This is a genomic window from Baekduia sp. Peel2402 (genome assembly GCF_052567285.1).
In genome coordinates, this window is the sequence record NZ_CP199582.1 from 4670301 (window position 1) to 4687102 (window position 16802).

Annotated in this window: 18 protein-coding genes; 4 read left to right on the forward strand and 14 right to left on the reverse strand. The window is 68.7% G+C overall.

Going from position 1 to position 16802, the window contains the following annotated elements:
• Positions 1–40: 40 nt before the first annotated feature.
• Positions 41–766 carry a c-type cytochrome gene (locus ACT01A_RS22855; protein WP_445149413.1) on the forward strand — a complete coding sequence of 242 codons (726 nt, stop codon included), beginning with the start codon at positions 41–43 and terminating at the stop codon, positions 764–766.
• On the opposite strand, the gene ACT01A_RS22860 is transcribed toward ACT01A_RS22855, so the two are convergent.
• The 7 genes from ACT01A_RS22860 to ACT01A_RS22890 form a co-directional block, all read right to left on the reverse strand.
• Positions 759–1532 (reverse strand): hypothetical protein, encoded by a 774-nt coding sequence (locus tag ACT01A_RS22860; protein WP_445149414.1) that lies wholly within the window; start codon positions 1530–1532, stop codon positions 759–761. The genes ACT01A_RS22855 and ACT01A_RS22860 overlap by 8 nt on opposite strands.
• 87 nt (positions 1533–1619) lie before the next feature.
• The gene (locus tag ACT01A_RS22865; protein ID WP_445149415.1) at positions 1620–1778 is read right to left on the reverse strand and encodes a hypothetical protein; all 159 of its coding nucleotides are present in this window, start codon (positions 1776–1778) and stop codon (positions 1620–1622) included.
• Positions 1779–1782: 4 nt separating this feature from the next.
• Positions 1783–2409 carry a cytochrome c oxidase subunit 3 gene (locus ACT01A_RS22870; RefSeq protein WP_445149416.1) on the reverse strand — a complete coding sequence of 209 codons (627 nt, stop codon included), beginning with the start codon at positions 2407–2409 and terminating at the stop codon, positions 1783–1785.
• A gap of 8 nt (positions 2410–2417) precedes the next feature.
• Positions 2418–3257: a hypothetical protein gene (locus ACT01A_RS22875; protein ID WP_445149417.1), complete on the reverse strand. Its 840-nt coding sequence runs from the start codon at positions 3255–3257 to the stop codon at positions 2418–2420.
• Between the two features lie 22 nt (positions 3258–3279).
• Positions 3280–5193 carry a cytochrome c oxidase subunit I gene (ctaD, locus tag ACT01A_RS22880; protein WP_445149418.1) on the reverse strand — a complete coding sequence of 638 codons (1914 nt, stop codon included), beginning with the start codon at positions 5191–5193 and terminating at the stop codon, positions 3280–3282.
• Positions 5190–6239, reverse strand: a complete 1050-nt coding sequence (gene coxB / locus ACT01A_RS22885) for a cytochrome c oxidase subunit II (protein WP_445149419.1) — start codon at positions 6237–6239, stop codon at positions 5190–5192. Before coxB (ACT01A_RS22885) ends, ctaD (ACT01A_RS22880) begins: the two co-directional genes overlap by 4 nt.
• Positions 6240–6414: 175 nt before the next feature.
• The gene (locus tag ACT01A_RS22890) at positions 6415–6810 is read right to left on the reverse strand and encodes a helix-turn-helix transcriptional regulator (protein WP_445149420.1); all 396 of its coding nucleotides are present in this window, start codon (positions 6808–6810) and stop codon (positions 6415–6417) included.
• 129 nt (positions 6811–6939) lie between these two features.
• Between ACT01A_RS22890 and ACT01A_RS22895 the strand changes: the two genes are divergently transcribed.
• Both ACT01A_RS22895 and ACT01A_RS22900 read left to right on the forward strand, forming a co-directional pair.
• Positions 6940–7365, forward strand: a complete 426-nt coding sequence (locus tag ACT01A_RS22895) for a CBS domain-containing protein (RefSeq protein ID WP_445149421.1) — start codon at positions 6940–6942, stop codon at positions 7363–7365.
• 475 nt (positions 7366–7840) lie between these two features.
• A complete protein-coding gene (locus tag ACT01A_RS22900) occupies positions 7841–8275 on the forward strand; it encodes a hypothetical protein (protein ID WP_445149422.1) in 435 nt (144 codons plus the stop codon).
• Positions 8276–8342: 67 nt separating this feature from the next.
• Here ACT01A_RS22900 and ctaF read toward each other — a convergent pair whose 3' ends face one another.
• The 5 genes from ctaF to ACT01A_RS22925 all read right to left on the reverse strand — a co-directional run bounded on the left by ctaF (position 8343) and on the right by ACT01A_RS22925 (position 13325).
• Positions 8343–8585, reverse strand: a complete 243-nt coding sequence (gene ctaF / locus ACT01A_RS22905) for an aa3-type cytochrome oxidase subunit IV (protein ID WP_445149423.1) — start codon at positions 8583–8585, stop codon at positions 8343–8345.
• Positions 8586–8718: 133 nt separating this feature from the next.
• On the reverse strand, positions 8719–9636 hold the full coding sequence (locus ACT01A_RS22910) for a heme o synthase (RefSeq protein WP_445149424.1): 918 nt from the start codon (positions 9634–9636) through the stop codon (positions 8719–8721).
• A 24-nt stretch (positions 9637–9660) separates the two neighbouring features.
• Positions 9661–11388 (reverse strand): cytochrome c oxidase subunit I, encoded by a 1728-nt coding sequence (gene ctaD, locus ACT01A_RS22915; RefSeq protein ID WP_445149425.1) that lies wholly within the window; start codon positions 11386–11388, stop codon positions 9661–9663.
• A 23-nt stretch (positions 11389–11411) separates the two neighbouring features.
• Positions 11412–12356 carry a cytochrome c oxidase subunit II gene (gene coxB / locus ACT01A_RS22920; RefSeq protein ID WP_445149426.1) on the reverse strand — a complete coding sequence of 315 codons (945 nt, stop codon included), beginning with the start codon at positions 12354–12356 and terminating at the stop codon, positions 11412–11414.
• 165 nt (positions 12357–12521) lie between these two features.
• Positions 12522–13325, reverse strand: coding sequence for an enoyl-CoA hydratase/isomerase family protein (locus tag ACT01A_RS22925; RefSeq protein WP_445149427.1), 804 nt, complete (start codon positions 13323–13325; stop codon positions 12522–12524).
• 86 nt (positions 13326–13411) lie between these two features.
• Between ACT01A_RS22925 and ACT01A_RS22930 the strand changes: the two genes are divergently transcribed.
• A complete protein-coding gene (locus ACT01A_RS22930; protein ID WP_445149428.1) occupies positions 13412–14200 on the forward strand; it encodes a gamma-glutamyl-gamma-aminobutyrate hydrolase family protein in 789 nt (262 codons plus the stop codon).
• Here the strand turns inward: ACT01A_RS22930 and ACT01A_RS22935 are convergent.
• Together ACT01A_RS22935 and ACT01A_RS22940 are read right to left on the reverse strand one after the other, a co-directional pair.
• Complete coding sequence (locus tag ACT01A_RS22935) at positions 14128–14688, reverse strand: gamma-glutamylcyclotransferase family protein (protein WP_445149429.1); 561 nt, start codon at positions 14686–14688, stop codon at positions 14128–14130. The two genes, ACT01A_RS22930 and ACT01A_RS22935, sit on opposite strands and share 73 nt — an antisense overlap.
• The gene (locus ACT01A_RS22940) at positions 14685–16790 is read right to left on the reverse strand and encodes a hypothetical protein (RefSeq protein ID WP_445149430.1); all 2106 of its coding nucleotides are present in this window, start codon (positions 16788–16790) and stop codon (positions 14685–14687) included. The genes ACT01A_RS22935 and ACT01A_RS22940 overlap by 4 nt, the downstream gene beginning before the upstream one ends.
• Positions 16791–16802: the final 12 nt, after the last annotated feature.

Genomic DNA, 16802 nt, shown 5'->3' on the forward strand with positions numbered 1-16802 from the left:
GCTTTCCGGTCCTAGGTTGCGGTTAGGATCGCTCTCGATCATGGGGAAGAGGATCATGCCGCGCGCGGCGCTCTGCGCTGTCATCGTCGCCGTCGTTCCGGCGCTGTCTGCCTGTGGCGGGGTCAAAGACCCGCAGGCCGACGTCGTGGCCGGGAAGCAGCTCTTCGTGAAGAAGTGCGGCGCCTGTCACACGCTGTCGCGTGCCGGGACCAAGGGCACCACAGGCCCGGACCTCGACGAGGCGTTCCAGCAGTCGATTAAGGAGGGCTTCGGCACGACCGCGGTCCGCGGGGTGATCTACAAGCAGATCCTCTACCCGAACCGGCTGCCGAACGACAAGGGCATCAAGATGCCCGCCAAGCTGGTCAGCGGACAGGACGCCCACGACGTCGCCGCCTACGTCGCGAGCGTGAGCTCCAGGACCGGCAAGGACACCGGCCGCCTGGCGACCGCCGTCCAGGCCGCCGGCGGCGGCACCGCGACCGAGAAGGACGGCGTCCTCAGCATCGCCGCCGACCCCAACGGTCAGCTCGCCTTCGCCGCCGCCAAGGCCTCCGGCACCGCCGGCCCCGTGACGATCGAGATGCCCAACAAGTCCGGCATCCAGCACGACATCGTCATCGACGGTCTCGGCAGGGGCGAAGTCGTCTCCTCCGGCACCTCCTCCTTCAAGGCCTCCCTCGACGCCGGCAAGAGCTACACCTACTACTGCTCCGTACCCGGCCACCGCCAGGCCGGCATGCAGGGCACGCTGACCGTCAAGTAGCGCGGCGCAGGACCGCCAGGCGCGCGTCGCGCGTCCGCGGCCAGAGCTCGATCAGGAAGCGCTCGTCGTCTTGCTCGAACTCGTGGGCGTTGCGGCCTGAGACGCGCAGGCGGTACTTGCCAGAGGGCACGGAGACGATCGCGTCCGTGCCGCCGGTCTGGGTGAAGGCGAGATCGCCGGTCTGGAGGTCGAGATCGACCTCGCTGGACTCGCTCCAAGCCGCTGAGGGCGCCTTAGGGTCACGGTCGCGCAACGCGAGGGTCACGGGCGCGTCACCGCCCTCACAGCAGCCCGCGACCATCGCCTCGCCCGGGCCTCCGGCGACGACCGCGCCGGTGTCGCTGATCTGATCGATCGGATCCACGTCGTGGTCGGTGACGCGGTACCAGACGTCGGAGAGCATGAAGTAGCCGTCGCTGTAACTGACGCGCAACGCGATCTCGTCGCCCCGCTTCAGCGTGCGGCGCTCCGTGCCCGCGTCCGTCTCGACGTGGTTCCAGTGCGGCGTGAAGTGCGGCTTCTCGCGCAGCGCTTCGTACTCCGCCTCGCTGAGCCTGATGCGTTCGAGCTGGTCGACTTCGCCGTGCGCGTCGCGGACCTGCTGGGCGACGTGCGCGGCCGCGCTCGCGCGCGTCGGGTGGTGGTTGATCACGTAACCGGCGCCCAGCGCGAGGACGACGGCGATCGCGGTCGCGCCGAGCAGCGCGTCGACGGTGTGGCGGCGGTACCAGGCCAGCAGGCGCGGCGGAATGGAGAGACGGCGCACACCGGTGTGAGTCGTCCGTCGGTCGCTGGATCTTGAGCGCGACGTCAGCGCGCCCGGACGCGCGGCTAGAGCGCGTGGACGATCGGCTCAGAAGGCCGCGCGCGCGATCAGCACGACCGCGATGACGACCGCGAAGACCGCGATCGTCCACAGCAGCACGCGGAATGCGGCCGCCTCGGACCGGAACGGCTCCAGGACCTTGTTCAGGAGGGCGTTCCAGTCCCGCTGCGGCGCGTCGGAGTCCATCGGGTCAGATCACGTAGATCGTCGTGTACACGACGATCCACATCACGTCGACGAAGTGCCAGTAGATCCCCGGGATCTCGACGCCGTGGTGGTGCTCGGGCGAGAAGTGCCCGCGGAACGCCCGGACCGTGACGATCCCCAGCAGGATCAGGCCGATCGTCACGTGCGCGCCGTGGAGGCCCGTCAGCGAGAAGAAGACCGTCGCCTGCGCGTTGTCCTGCGGCGCCATGCCGATGTGGACGTACTCGTTGATCTGGATGAACAGGAACGTCAGGCCCAGCAGGAACGTCGCGGCCATGCCGGCCTGCAGCCCGAAGCGGTTGCCGTTCTTGATCGACGTCTGCGCCCAGTGCAGCGTCAGCGACGACGACACCAGGATCGCGGTGTTGACGCCCGCGACGGCGACCGGGAGGTCCTTGCCGTCGATCGGGAACCACCCGCCCGGCTCCGCGACGATCCGGATGAAGAAGTAGGCGGTGAAGAACGCCCCGAACACCATGATCTCGGAGATGATGAACAACAACATCCCGAGCAAGGCGGGCTCGACCCGCGAGCTGCGGTTGGCGGGCGGCGGTCCGTGGTGGTCGTGGCCGTGCCCGTCGTGGGCGGCGGCGATCGAGGCGGCTTCCATCTGCTCTCCTAGGCGGCGCTCGCCGCGCGATCGGCGGCTTCGATGTGCTCGACGGGCTTGTTGGTGACCTTGCGGACGCGGTCGATCAGGTCGGCGCGCAGCCAGCCCGAACGCGTTGCCGGCAGCGTCGAGATCACGATGTCATCGACGCGGAAGAACTGCAGGGCGTTCATCGTCGCCGTGTACGGATCGGGGTCGCCGATCATGCCCGCGGCGATGAGGCCCTCGGACACGAGCCGGTCGACGACCTGCGCCATGCGCGCACGGGCGCGCCCGGCATGCTGGCCCTCGCCGCCCTCCTGCGGGACGATCACGATGAACAACGTCGACTTGGCGTTGTCGCCGGCCTTCGCCTTCAGCGCGCTCAGCAGCTCGTCGCCGGAGGCCGTCTTGGCGGCGACCACGAGCGTCACGTCGAACGGGATGCCCTCGGCGTCGATGTCCTGCTCGACGTGCGTGACCGGCAGGCCTGAGGCCTGCTCGATGCGCTCGATCAGGTCACGGCGCAGCCAGCCCGAGACGGTCGCCGGGTAGGTCGACACGATGATCTCGTCCGGGTGATGCTCGGCGACCGCGTCGAGCGTCGCCGTGTACGGGTCCGTGTCGCCGATGTCGCCGATGGCCTGGATGCCCTCGTCGCGCAGGAAGCGGCGCGCCAGGTCGATCCGGACCTTCGCCGCGTCAAAGACGAAGTCGTCGTAGATGATGTTGCCGTGCTTGGGCTTGTTGCGGGGCACGCAGACGATCACGCGCGTGCCCTCGCCGCCGGCAGCGGCGCGCTCCTTGACGGTGTCCAGCAGCTTCGCGCCGGCCAGCGTCTCGTTTGCGACAACCAAGATGGTGCTCATGAGCTAGCTCCTCCCGCTAGGTTCATTCGGTTGGTGGCTGTGCATGGGTACCCGCCGGCGTGCCTTTGGCCTCGGCCGGCGCCGCGGGACCGAAGATCCCGTGGACCGCGCCCGGCACGCCGTACTCGTACGGACCGCCCACGACCGTCGGCACCTGGTCGAAGTTGAAGACCGGCGGCGGCGAGGAGACCTGCCACTCCAGCGTCAGCGCGCGCCACGGGTTGGCGGGCGCGCGGGCGCCGCCGCGCCACGAGGCAACCATGTTGTAGGCGAAGATCAACGTGCTCAGGCCGAGCCCGAACGACGCCAGCGAGATCACCAGGTTCCAGGTGGCGAACTGATCGGAGTAGTCCGCGACGCGGCGTGGCATCCCGTTGACGCCGATGATGTGCATCGGCGCGAACGTGGCGTTGAAGAAGATGAACGTCGACCAGAAGTGCAGCCGGCCGAGGCGCTCGTCGAACATCCGGCCCGTCATCTTCGGGAACCAGTAGTAGACGCCCGCGAAGATCGTGAACAACGATCCGCCGAAGAGCACGTAGTGGATGTGGGCGACGATGAAGTAGGTGTCGCTGACGTGGATGTCCAGCGGGACCATCGCGAGCATCACGCCCGAGATGCCGCCGCAGGTGAACATCGTCAGGAACCCGAGCGCGAACAGCATCGGCGTGTCCACGCGCAGCACGCCGCGCCACAGCGTGGCCAGCCAGCTGAAGATCTTGATGCCCGTGGGCACCGCGATGATCGCGGTCGTCACCATCATCGGGACGCGGATCCACGACTGCATGCCCGACACGAACATGTGGTGGGCCCAGACGGTGAAGCCCAGGACGACGATCGCCAGCAGCGAGAACGCCATCATCCGGTAGCCGAAGACCGGTTTGCGCGACTTCACGCTGAGGACCTCGGAGATGATCCCGAAGCCCGGCAGCATCATGATGTAGACGGCCGGGTGGCTGTAGAACCAGAAGACGTGCTGGTACATCAGCACGTCGCCGCCCTTGTTGGCGTCGAAGAAGTGGAAGCCGAGCCCGTAGTCCAGCAGGACGAAGAACTGCGACGCGGCGATGAACGGCGTCGCGATGACGACCAGCAGCGAGGTCGAGAAGTTCGCCCAGGCCAGCAGCGGCATCCGGAAGAACGACATGCCGGGCGCGCGCATGGTGATGATCGTCACCAGGAAGTTCAGCGCTGTGGCGATACTCGACGCCCCCGCGAACTGGACCGCGATGGTGAAGAACATCTGCCCGAGTGGCGCCGTGGTGCTGAGTGGCGCGTACGCCGTCCAGCCCGAGGCGAACGAGCCGCCGGGGGCGAAGAACGACGCCATCATCAGGACGCCTGCGCACGGCAGCAGCCAGAACGACAGCGCGTTCAGGCGCGGGAACGCCATGTCCGGCGCGCCGATCATCAGCGGCAGCACGTAGTTCGCCAGCCCGGCGAACACCGGGATGATGAACAGGAAGATCAGGATCGAGGCGTGGACGGAGAACAGCCCGTTGAAGGTGTTGGAGTCCACGAACTGACGGCCGGGCTGCGCGAGCTCGGCGCGCATCAGCATGGCCATCAGGCCGCCCACGAACAGGAAGAAGAACGAGTGGACGGTGTACTGGATCCCAATGACCTTGTGATCCGTGTTGGGGCGGAAGTAGCTCTTCCACGAGGTCGCGCCGTGCGAGGAGTGGTCCTCGGGGCGCGTCGGCTTGCCGGCCGCCCAGTAGAACCAGTAGTCAAAGCACCCGAGGCCGACCAGGAACGCCAACGGCAGGGCGAACATTCCGATCAGGATGATGGCCTCGGCGTCGAGGAAGTGCCTGTACGTGTCGTGCCCGTACAGCATGCGGGTCAGCCAGCTGAGCCCCAAGCTGAACGCCGCAGCGACCAGCATGTAATAGGCCGCGCGGTACCACCCGGCCGTGCGCACCTTCGCGATCACTTGCCCGCCACCTCCTCCAGGTACTTGACCATCGCGTCGAGCTCTGCCGCGTTGAGCAGCTTGCCGTAGCTGTCGGGCATGATGTTGGCGTTGAAGCCGTCGGCGATCTCGGCGTTCGGGTTGACGATCGACTCCTTGATGAACGCCGCGTCCTTGCCCGCCAGGACCTTGTCGAGATCCGGGCCGACGCCGCCGGTCGTGCCCGCGTCGGCGAGCTTGTGGCAGCCCCCGCAGGCGGTAGCGCCGGTCGTCGTCTCGCCCTGGGTGAAGAGGGCCTTGGCGTCGACGGCAGCGCCTGCGCCCTCGTCACCGCCGCCGGCCGCGCCCGCCGCGGGTGCCGCGGCCTGCGTCGTCATCTTCGTGACCCACTTGTCGTAGTCGGCCTTGCGGAGGACGTGCGCGGTCTGGCGCATGAAGGCGTGCCCGAGGCCGCACAGCTCGGCGCAGACGACCTCGTAGTTGCCGATCCGGTTGGGCGTGACGCGGTAGTTCGTCGTCAGACCCGGGACGGCGTCGATCTTCATCCGCCAGGCCGGGACCCAGAAGTCGTGCAGCACGTCGGCGGTCTTCACGTTGAACTTCACCGACTGGCCGATCGGCACGTACAACTGGGCGGAGGTGAACTTCTTGCCGCCCTCGTTGTAGTCGAAGGTCCAGGTGAACTGGGCGCCGTTGACCTGGATCTGGCGCTCAGCGCCCAGGGACTTCGCCGGCGCCTTCTCGATGTCGTGCAAGACGATGTAGGCGTAGGAGCACAGCGCGACGAGCATGATCGCCGGCACCGCGGTCCAGACGACCTCGAGCTTCGTGTTGCCGTGGATCGGCGGGCCGTCGAGGTGCTCCTCGCCGGGCTTCACCCGGAACTCCAGCGCCGAGTAGAGCACCACGGTCGTCACGAGGACGAACACGGGGACCGAACAGATGATCAACACGTCCCAGAACGTGTCGATCTTCTCGGCCTGCGTTGACCCCTGCGTGGGGAACCAATCGATGACGAGCCCGAGGGCGATGCCGAGGGCTGATGCGATTAGGCCGACGACCACCATCTGCGTGATGGTGCGTCGGCCTCCTCGTCCGCCCAGGGGATCGGCCTCCGCTCGAGTGCTCTCCTCACCCATAGCGTGGCGAGCCTATCCGCGGGGAGGGACGGGACGCAATGGAGATCCGCGAAGCGCGGACCTCCTGGCGTGCCGAGACGGCTAGAAAGCCGGTGCTAGAGGCCTAGGCAACGGCGGTGCCGCGGGGCACCGTCGGGGCGTCGGGACGCGTGAAGCGGCCGCTGGCGCGGTAGTCGGAAGGCGCGATGCCGTGGTGACGGCGGAAGGCCTTCGCGAACTGGGCGGGCTGGCGATAGCCCACCCGATGGGCCACGTCGCGGACCGTGAGCCCGCGGATCCGCAGCAGCTCGGCGGCGCGGTCCATCCGGACGGCGGTGAGGTGCTCACGGAACGTGGTCTCACCGATCTCCGAATAGGCGCGCTGAAGCTGGCGTCGCGACGAGGCGACCCGCCGCGCGATGTCGTCCAGCGACAGGTCGGAAGCGAATTCGGCTTCGACGATGGCGACCGCGTCCTCGAAGAGGCTGGTCCGCAGGCGGATGGTGGCAGGTCGGTGCATGGCTCCGTAGGGGATTACGTCACTGACGTGAGAACAGATCATCAACCGCCGTTGGCGGGACGGACATCACCTGATACGGTGATGCTTGAGGCAATCGTTGCAAAGTCGTCGAGAGGGAGAGAACTCGGGATGCAGGTTCGAGACGGGATGAGCAGCATGGTCCTTACGGTGGGACCTGGCCACACCTTGCGCGAGGCGTCGAAGCTGATGGCCGACCGCAGAGTCGGTGCGGCCGTCGTCCTTGACCCCGACGCCGCCGGCCCGGGCATCCTCACCGAACGTGACGTCCTCGACGCCATCGGCCGCGGCCAGGACGTCGACGCCGAAGTCGTCGCCGACCACCTCACCAGCGACGCCGTCTTCGCCTCACCGGACTGGTCGCTCGAAGAAGCCGCCGTCGCCATGGTGCGCGGCGGCTTCCGCCACCTGATCGTCTGCGAAGCGGGGGAGATCCAAGGGATCCTCTCCGTCCGCGACGTCGTGCGCTGCTGGACGGACGACGGCGCGATCTGCGACGTCCCGGCACCAGTTGCCGCTGGGCGCTTCGAGCGCTGACACGCCTGGCCTGTCGCGACTCCGCGCAGGCTTCGTCACGGAGCTCCTGAGCGCGCTCTCCGCACGATCCGGCGACCCTACGGTCGCCGGTCGTGGCGCAACATCGTGGACGTCTTCAGGTGCAAGGTCGAGATCTGCCGGGCGCGGGGTACTCGTGGTCGTGGGATCAGCGGTGGCCTCCGCGTGCGCATACGGGGATCTTCCGGCTACGAGGGCTGCGGACGCGTTTGGCTCCGCGGCAGCTGGCGGTCCGGGATGAGGCGTTTGCACTCGCCGAGCGCTGGGTTCAGGGAGCGGGCGAGATGGGTGGGGTATATGCCGCCGAGCCGATCTTCAGGACGTTCCAGAACCGGAATTTGCCGGCGCGGTTCGCGGATGCGCGGGTGGACTTAGAAGTCCTTGCGGGACGTGCGTTCCAGCGGGAGACTTCTTTGTGATGATGAAGGTGCTTCGTGGACGTGTGAAAGAGGGCACGATGGCCGATCTGCCGATCGGGCGCGCGCTTGTCGAGGCGGTGGCTCGCGTCCGGTGTGGAGAGGAGCCGCAGGCGCAGACGGTCGCGTTCGCGGTCGCCTGCGCGGTGCGTGATGGTGCAGAGGGTGCGACCGAGGCTCTGACGGGACTGCTCGGCGCAGTAGCGGCGGGCAGCGACGTACCGTCGGGCACGCTCGTGAACACGCTGACCGCCGTGCAGTTCGCGGCGATGCCGGCGAGTGAGACGTTCGCGGGGTGGACGCCGCCGGCAAAGGCGCTTGCTGGCGTGGTCGAGCGTGCGTTGGAACGCGACGTGATGCTGCAGGAGCAGGTCGATGACCTGCTCGGCACGCTCGTGCACCGAGCGTTGGTCGCGACGTGGCTCGGCGAGCCGCTGCGGCCGGCGATCGCCCGCCGCATCGAGCTCCTCTCCTAGAACGACGAAGGGCGGCCAAGAGGCCGCCCTTCGAGCGAAGCGTGTGCGCCGAGGCGCGGAAGGTGGGCTAGTGCCCGTGCCCGTCGCCGTCGTGGTGCAGCGGGAGCTCGGACATCTCCTTGCGGGCGTCGGAGATCCAGTTGACGAGCGTCCAGAGGGTGAGGGCGCCGCCGATGACGCAGAGGATCCAGGAGAAGGTCACGCCGATGAGCGCGATCGTGATGCCGATCGTGAGCAGGAGCGGCTGGGCGGATCCGGGCGGGAGGTGTATCTCCTCGCCGATGGGCGGCAGGTTCGGATCTCGGCTCATGCGACGTAGATGGCCGCGGCCAGGAAGGTCAGGCCGAACATGACGAAGCAGACGGCGCCGGCGATGAGGCCGGTGCGCACGTTCTTGCGGGCGAGGTTGCGATCCATACGGGCTTGATTCTCCCAGAAGAGGCTTACAGCTTGACGTCCGCCACCATCGAGGCGAACAGCAGGGCCAGGTACAACAACGAGAACAGGTACAGGCGCAGCGCGGCCTTGCGGGTCTTCAGGCGCGACAGCGCGACGGCCAAGGCGATGAACATCAGGCCCAGCAGGGCGGACGCGGCGACGTAGATGTAGTCGAGCCCGCCACCGCCGCAGAACGGCAGCTGCGTCACCGCGTACAGCAGGATGCTGTAGAGCAGGATCTGGCGGCGCGTCTCGTCCTCGCCGCGCACGACCGGCAGCATCGGCACGCCGACCTTCGCGTACTCGTCCTTCATCAGGATCGACAGCGCCCAGAAGTGGGGCGGGGTCCAGAAGAAGACGATCGCGAACAGGTAGATCGGCAGGCCCGTCAGGCCGCCGGTCACGGCAGCCCAGCCGACGAGCGGCGGCACGGCACCCGCGGCGCCGCCCCAGATGATGTTCTGCCACGTGCTGCGCTTCAGCCACATCGTGTACATCAGCGTGTAGCCGAGGAAGCCGGAGGCCGACAGCGAGGCCGCCAGGACGTTGGTCGTGAGCGTCAGCCAGACGAAGGCCAGGACGCCTAGCCCGATCCCGAACCACAGCGCCGTCCGCGGGGCGATGCGCCCCGCCGGGATCGGCCGCGTCGCCGTCCGCGCCATCTGCGCGTCGATGTCGCGATCGAACCAGTGGTTGACGGCGCCAGCGCCGCCGGCGCTCAGGTAGCCGCCGATGCACGTCGCGAGGATCAGGCCGATCGACGGCGACCCGGCGATGAGCATCGTCGTCACCGTGGTCAGCAGCAGCAGCGACTGGACCTTCGGCTTGGTCAGCGCGACCAGGTCGACGATCAGCTGCCGCGTGCCCGAAGACGCGGGCAGCGCGGCGGCCGGGGCAGCGCTATGAGCGCGTGAAGCCTCCATGGCGAAGCGAGCCTAACAGGCGGCCTAGTGGCCGTCGCCCGGCAGGCGACCAGCCTCCATGGCGGTCATGTAGGCCGGCTCAGCGGCGCCCGTCTGGGCGATGATCTGGCGGCGGATGTCCTTCATCGGCTCGACCGAGCGGATGCGCGGCACGGCGTCGAAGTTGTTCACCGGCGGCGGCGACTGGGTGTACCACTCCAGCGTGTTGCCCTTCCACGGATCCGGGCCCGCGACCGCGCCGTTCTTGACCGACTTCAGGACGTTGATCAGCGTCAGCAGGATGCCGAAGCCGAGGATGAACGCGCCGATCGTCGAGATCAGGTTGAGGATCGCCAGGTCCTGCGTGTCGCTGTACTCGTAGATCCGTCGCGGCATGCCCTCCATGCCGGCGGAGTGCTGCACGAGGAACGTCACGTGGAAGCCGACCAGCATGAACCAGAAGGACGCCTTGCCCAGTGGCTCGCTCAGCAGGCGGCCCGACATCTTCGGGAACCAGTAGTAGAGGCCCGAGAAGATCGTGAAGACCGCGCCGCCCATCAGCACGTAGTGGAAGTGCGCGACGACGAAGTAGGTGTCGTGCAGCTGCCAGTCGATCGGGAACACGGCGACGAAGATGCCGGTGATGCCGCCGATCAGGAACGTGCCGATGAAGCCGACGGCGAACAGCAGCGCCGTCGTGAACTCGATCGTGCCGCGCCAGAGGGTCGCGATCCAGTTGAAGATCTTGACGCCCGTCGGGACCGCGATCAGGAACGAGCTCATCATGAAGAAGATCAGGACGAGCGACGGCGACGGCGTCGTGAACATGTGGTGCGCCCAGACCAGCAGGCCCAGGAACGCGATCACCAGCGTCGCCGCGGCGATCGCCTTGTAGCCGAAGATCGGCTTGCGGGCGAAGACCGGCAAGACCTCCGAGATGATGCCGAAGCCCGGCAACACCATGATGTACACCTCGGGGTGCCCGAAGAACCAGAAGAGGTGCTGCCACAACAGCGGCGAGCCGCCGTTGGACGCGTCGTAGAAGTTGGTCCCGAAGTGGCGGTCGGTCAGCAGCAGCGTGACCGCGGCGGCGATGACCGGCAGCGCCAGGATCAGCAGCACCGCGTAGGTCAGGATCGCCCAGACGAACAGCGGCAGACGGCCCCAGCCCATGCCGGGCGCGCGCATGTTCGCGATCGTCGCGTAGAAGTTGATCGCGCCCACCAGCGAGCTGAGGCCCGTGAGGTGGATCAGGAAGATCCAGGCGTCGACGCCGCCGGAAGGCAGGTACTCCGTGTCGCTCAACGGCGAGTAACAGGTCCAGCCGCACTCCGGCGGGGAGAAGAAGATCGACCCGTAGAAGACCAGGCCACCGGCGGCCAGGAGCCAGAACGACAGCGCGTTGAGCTTCGGGAACGCCATGTCGCGCGCGCCGATCATCAGCGGCACGAAGTAGTTGCCGAACCCGGCCATGACCGGCACGACGAACAGGAAGATCATCGTCGTCCCGTGCATCGTGAACAGCTCGTTGTAGGTCTGCGGCGTCAGCAGGTCGTTGTTCGGGACCGCGAGCTGCAGGCGGATGAGTAGCGCCTCGACGCCGCCCAAGATGAAGAAGGCGAACGTCAGGACCAGGTACATGATCCCGATGCGCTTGTGGTCGGTCGTGGTGACCCACGACGCCCAGCCGGTGGCGGGCTTCTCGACCTTATGCGCGACGACCTGCGGAACAGGCGCGACGGTGGTGGTGGGTGCTTCGACGGTGGCAGCCATGCGTTTAGGTCAGGTCCTCGGGACTACTCGGTTTCCGCCTGCGAGTCCGACACGTCGCCGGGCTCAGCGGGGTTCTGGCCAGCGGCGGCAGGGCCGGTCGTGTTGCCGCCGTCCTGCAGCTTCTTGCGCTGCGCAGCGCCCTGCTCCTCGGCGGACTTGATGTCGGCCTTCCGCTGGTCGAGCCACTTCTGGTACTCCTCGACGGAGACGGCTCGGACGCGCGCGGTCATGTTGGCGTGGTTGCGGCCGCAGAGCTCAGCGCACTGGCCGAAGAAGACGGTGCCGCCGGGCTTCTCGCCGAACTTGCCGGGGACCTTGAACCAGGTGTGGTTCGTGTAGCCCGGGATGGCGTCCATCTTGCCGCCGAGCTTCGGGATCCACCAGGAGTGGGCGACGTCCTGGGCGTTGATGTCCAGCGTGACGGTCGTGTTGACCGGGACGACCATCTCCTCGTAGGAGAAGACGGCGCCCAAGTTCTTGCCGGCCTTGCAGTCCTCGGCGTAGGTGTAACGCCAGATGTACTGCTGGCCGTTGACGCAGATGTTCAGCGACTTGCCGCTCGGGGGCAGGCGGCGCGAGGTGTCCGCCAGCTGGAGGCCGTCGGCCGAGGAGTCCGGCGGGTTGCGGATCCCGTCGAGCTTGATGAACGTGAGCGTCGCGAGCACGACGAGGATGACGGCGGCACCGACCGTCCAGCCGATCTCCAGGCGCGTGTTGCCGCGGATCTGGGCCGGGACGGCGCCCTTGCGCGCCTTGAACTTGACGATCGAGTAGATCAGCACGCCCTCGACCCCGACGAACACGATGATCGCGACGGCGAAGACGAACTTGTAGAGCGTGTCGATGTCGTCGGCGTTCGGCGAACCGCCCGACTCCGGCGAGAAGAGATCTGCGCTCGCGACGGGGGCCAAAAGCAGGGCGCCCGCCACGACGGCGAGAAGGGTGAGGATGAGTCTGCGCGAAGTCATGAGGTTGCGAAGGCGTGAGGTCTCCAAGGCGGCGCGGATTCTATTCATGAACGCCGGTCTGACGGCCGCTCCCTGGGTAGTGCGGGCGCGGCCGGACTCCATTCGGGGCCGTACGGGTGTTCGACGGTCGTGATGCTGACGGTAAATCGGGCCCGCCTACCCGCGTTAGCGGCCCTTGAAGTTGGCGCCACGCTTCTGCAAGAAGGCCATCACGCCCTCGACGAAGTCGTCGGAGGCGGCCATCTCGCGCTGGATCTCGGCCTCGAGCTCCAGTTGGTCGTCCATCTTGGCGAACAGCCAGGCGTTGAGCTGGCGCTTGATGCCCGCGTAGGAGGCCGTGGCGCCGGACGCGAGGCGGTCCAGGAGGCGGTCGACGGTGGCCTCGAAGGCGTCGTCGGCGACGACCTGGTTGATCAGGTTCCACTCGAGGGCTTGGGGCGCGGGGATCTTCTCGCCGAGCATCGCCATCTCGATCGCGCGCGTGAACCCGACGCGCTCGGGGACGAAGAGCGAGCTGCCGCCGTCCGGGACCAGGCCGATGTTCGTGAAGGCCAACAGGAAGTACGCGGATTCCTTGGCGACGACGAGGTCGGCGGCGAGCGCGAGGCTGAGCCCGATGCCCACCGCGGGGCCGTTGACCGCGGCGACGACCGGCTTGGGCATCGTGCGCAGGCCCGTGATGATCGGGTGGTAGCGCTCGGTGAGCACCTTGTAGACGTCCGGGCGGCCGTTGGGCGTCTGCTCGTCTGAGATGTCGCGCAGGTCAGCGCCCGAGCTGAACCCGCGGCCCTGGCCGGTGATGCAGATCGCGCGGACCTCGTCGTTGTCGCGGACCGTCTCGACCGCCTGGAGCAGATCCAGCCCGAACTGCTTGTTCCAGGCGTTCATCGTCTCCGGGCGCGCCAACTCGATCGTCGCGACCCCGCCGCGCCGCTTGATGTGGATCGTCTCCAGCTCGATCGTGCTCATGGGCGGGCATCCTACGGCTCCTGGCTGTCCGGCCAGCCGGTCCGCGTGCGCCTGAGTCCGCCACGAGGCGCAATATCGTTGAAGGTATGGCCAGCAGACCTGTGATCGGGTTGTGTGCCGCGACCGAGACAGCGGCGTGGGGCGTGTGGACGACGCCGGCGCATTTGCTGCCGCGGGAGTACGCGGACGCCGTGCAGCGGGCGGGCGGGGTCGCGGTGCTGTTGCCGCCGGATCCCGCGGCGGTGGCGGACCCCGACTCGATCCTGGAGCTGCTGGACGCGCTGGTGCTCGCGGGCGGGAGCGACATGGATCCCGCGACCTATGGCGCGGAGCGCCATCCGCAGACGCTCGGGACCAACGCGGAGCGGGATGCGTTCGAGCTCGCGCTCGCGCAGCGGGCCGTCGAGCGGGACATGCCGTTCCTTGGGATCTGCCGCGGGATGCAGGTGCTGAACGTCGCGCGCGGCGGGACCTTGTTGCAGCACTTGCCGGAGTCGCACGGCCACGAGGACCACCGGCGCACGGCGGGGGCATGGGACGGCAACGACCACCAGGTGCGGCTCTCGGCCGGGTCGCTGGCGGCGCGGGCGGCGGGCGAGGAGTCCCACCGGACGCTCAGCCACCACCACCAGGCGGTGGACGCGGTCGGCGAGGGGCTGGTCGTGACCGGGCTCTCGGAGCTGGACGACCTGCCGGAGGCGGTGGAGCTGCCCGGCTCGCGGTTCGTGCTCGGCGTCCAGTGGCACCCGGAGGTCGACGAGACCAGCCGTCTGATCGCGGCGCTGGTCGAGGACGCGCGCGACTACGCGGCCGGCAAGTCCACGCGTGAGAGCTCAAGCACCGGGAACGGCGGCGGCTCGGTGCTGGCCCGGTAACGAGCCAGCGCGTCCTCGCCGAGCGACGCGAACGCGCGCTCGACGAGCTCGGCGTAGGAGCGCTGGATGACGACGGCGGCGTCGCCCGCACGACCGGCGGCGACGCGCGCGCGGCCCGGCTCGCGGCCGACGTAGGTCCAGACGCGCGCGCCTGAGAGCGCGGCGGGGACGGCGGCGGTGACGTCGATGCGCTCGTATTGGCGCTCGCGCGCGTCGAGTGCCTCGAGGGTCGAAGCGGTGGCCGGCAGGAGCGCGCCGTCGATGCTGGAGGCCGGCGACGGGGCGAGGTCGAGGAACGCAACGGCGCAGGCCGGCCGCGTGCCGTCGGGCAACTCGTACACCTTGTAGCCGGGGACCGCCACCGAGTTGTCCATGGCCACGCCCCAGACGCGGCGGAAGCCGTGGAGGGTTGCGGGCGTCGTGCCCGGCAGGGCGACGAGCGACGCGTAGCCGAAGACGACGTCGACGGCGCCGGCCTCGGCGCTCATGCCAGGCGCGAGATCGCGCCGTCGGACCCGACGAGGTCCACGCCCGCGATCGTCGGCGTGTTCGCGCTGGACGTCCAGCCCTGCGTCACCACCGACTGGGTGTAGCCCCGCGACACCGCGACGCGCACGTCCACCGACCCGCGCGCCGGGATCTTGTAGGTCTTGCCGTTCGCCTTCACGGTCTCCGCCGTCGGCCCGCCGCGGTAGTGCACCACCAACGTCGCCGGTGCGTCGAGCCACAGCGCGGCGGTGAGGTCCGCGGCGCACTGGATTGGGACGTCGGCTGGGACGATGTCCGGTGTCGACGCCGAGTAGCCGGGGGTCCGGCGCGGGCAGGGCAGGACGACCAGCGAGCGTGCGCGGGGCGGCTTGGACGGGTCGACCTCGACCAGCCGGCCGATCGTCGGCTCCGACCAGGACGCCAGCTCGTCCTTGAACGTCAGACGTGCCGAGGGATCGTTGACCAGCAGCCAGTGCGGCGTCGCACCGCAGCCGCGGCCCAGGACCACCAGCCCACTCGTGTCGAACCGCAGCGAGCAGACCTTGCCCTGGATCGCGCGGCCCAGGATCCCGGCCGCCGGCGCGTAGGCCTGGGTGATCTTGCGGTTGAAGAAGTCGATGTCGTCGAACTGCGGCGCGTTCTGGGTGACCGCGAGCAGCGCGACGTCGCCGCGGGCGTGGTCGTCGACCCACTCCAAGTTGTCGGCCATGACCGACCTGAAGGACTTGCCGGTGGTCGTCATCTGCCACCACGCCGCTTGGGACTGCACGACCAGCAGCAGCCCGACCACGCCGGTCACGATCAGCACGCCGTTGCGCCCGTCGCGCCGCAGCGCATAGGTCAAGGCCACCAACATGAGCGACACCACCACCAACCCGGCGGCGACGTCGACGCTGAAGACCTGGTGCAACCTGTAGGTCAAGCCCCAGGTCGCGCGCTCCTCGCCCATCATCTGCACCGTGGGCCGCACGACGAACGCCACCGCGCCCAGCGCCGCCACGACGTAGGACGCGCGCGTCAGCAGCTTGCGGTCCGCCAGCACCACGACCATCAGGATCAGCGCCAGCGGCACCGCGTAGGTGACGTAGCGTCCGATCGCCCACGGCGCCGGCGGGTAGCCCGCCAGGAAGAACCCCGACAGCAGCACGGTCGCGATCGCGCTCGGCCAGAAGACCGCCAGCAGCGGACCGCTGCGGTCATCGCGCCATGCGCGCCGCGACACGGCCGCGCCCGCCGCCAGCAGCACCGGCAGCAGGCCCGCGACTGCCGCCAGCTCGGCGAGTTGCAGCGCGCTCTTGTCCACCACCTTGCCCAGGCCGGGCCGGAACGAGAAGACGACGTCGTAGTCGCCGAACGCGTCGGGCGCGGCGAGCGCGATCAGCGCCACGAACAGGAACGCTGCGGCGGAGATGATCAGGTACGGCGCATAGGCCCGCACCCGCGCCATGCGGTCATACGGCGTCACGCGCGCGATGTCGATGAGGAACGCGGCCAGCAGCGCCGGGGCGAGGATCGCGTTCTGCAGGCGCACCCACGTCGCCAGCCCGAGCAGCACCAGCGCGAGCCATCCGAGGCGGGAGCCTGGCCGCCGCAGCGCCATCACCGCGCAGCACAGCGCCGCGGTCACCAGCGGGAAGGCCAGGACCTCGGTGACCGTCTCCGCGCTGGACAGCATCCACGTGCCGAGCACCGACAGCACGGCGGGGATCAGCGCGAGCCGCGCGTCGCGCAGGACGTCGCGCGCCAGCCACCAGACCGGGAAGACCTGCGCGCAGAGCGCGATCGTCCCCATCACCTTGCTCGCGTGCCACGCGTCGACCGACGACGAGAACAGCGCCCACGCGGGCACGATGAAGTAGACGTAGAGCGCCGCGGTCTGGTCGATCGGCGTGCCGCGCCAATCGCTGCCGGTCCCGTCCGCCATGCCGCGTGCCAGGTGCGAGTAGCGGAACTCGTCCGGGAACAGCACCGGCAGCGGCGAACGCAAGGCGAGCACCGCGTAGACGACCACGGAGATCAGGAAGAGCGCGGTGACCGGCAACCAGGCCGGTGCGGGGGCGCGCTGGGCAGCGTGGGGCTCGGCGGCCCGCGCGGTGCTCATCGCCCACGAGGG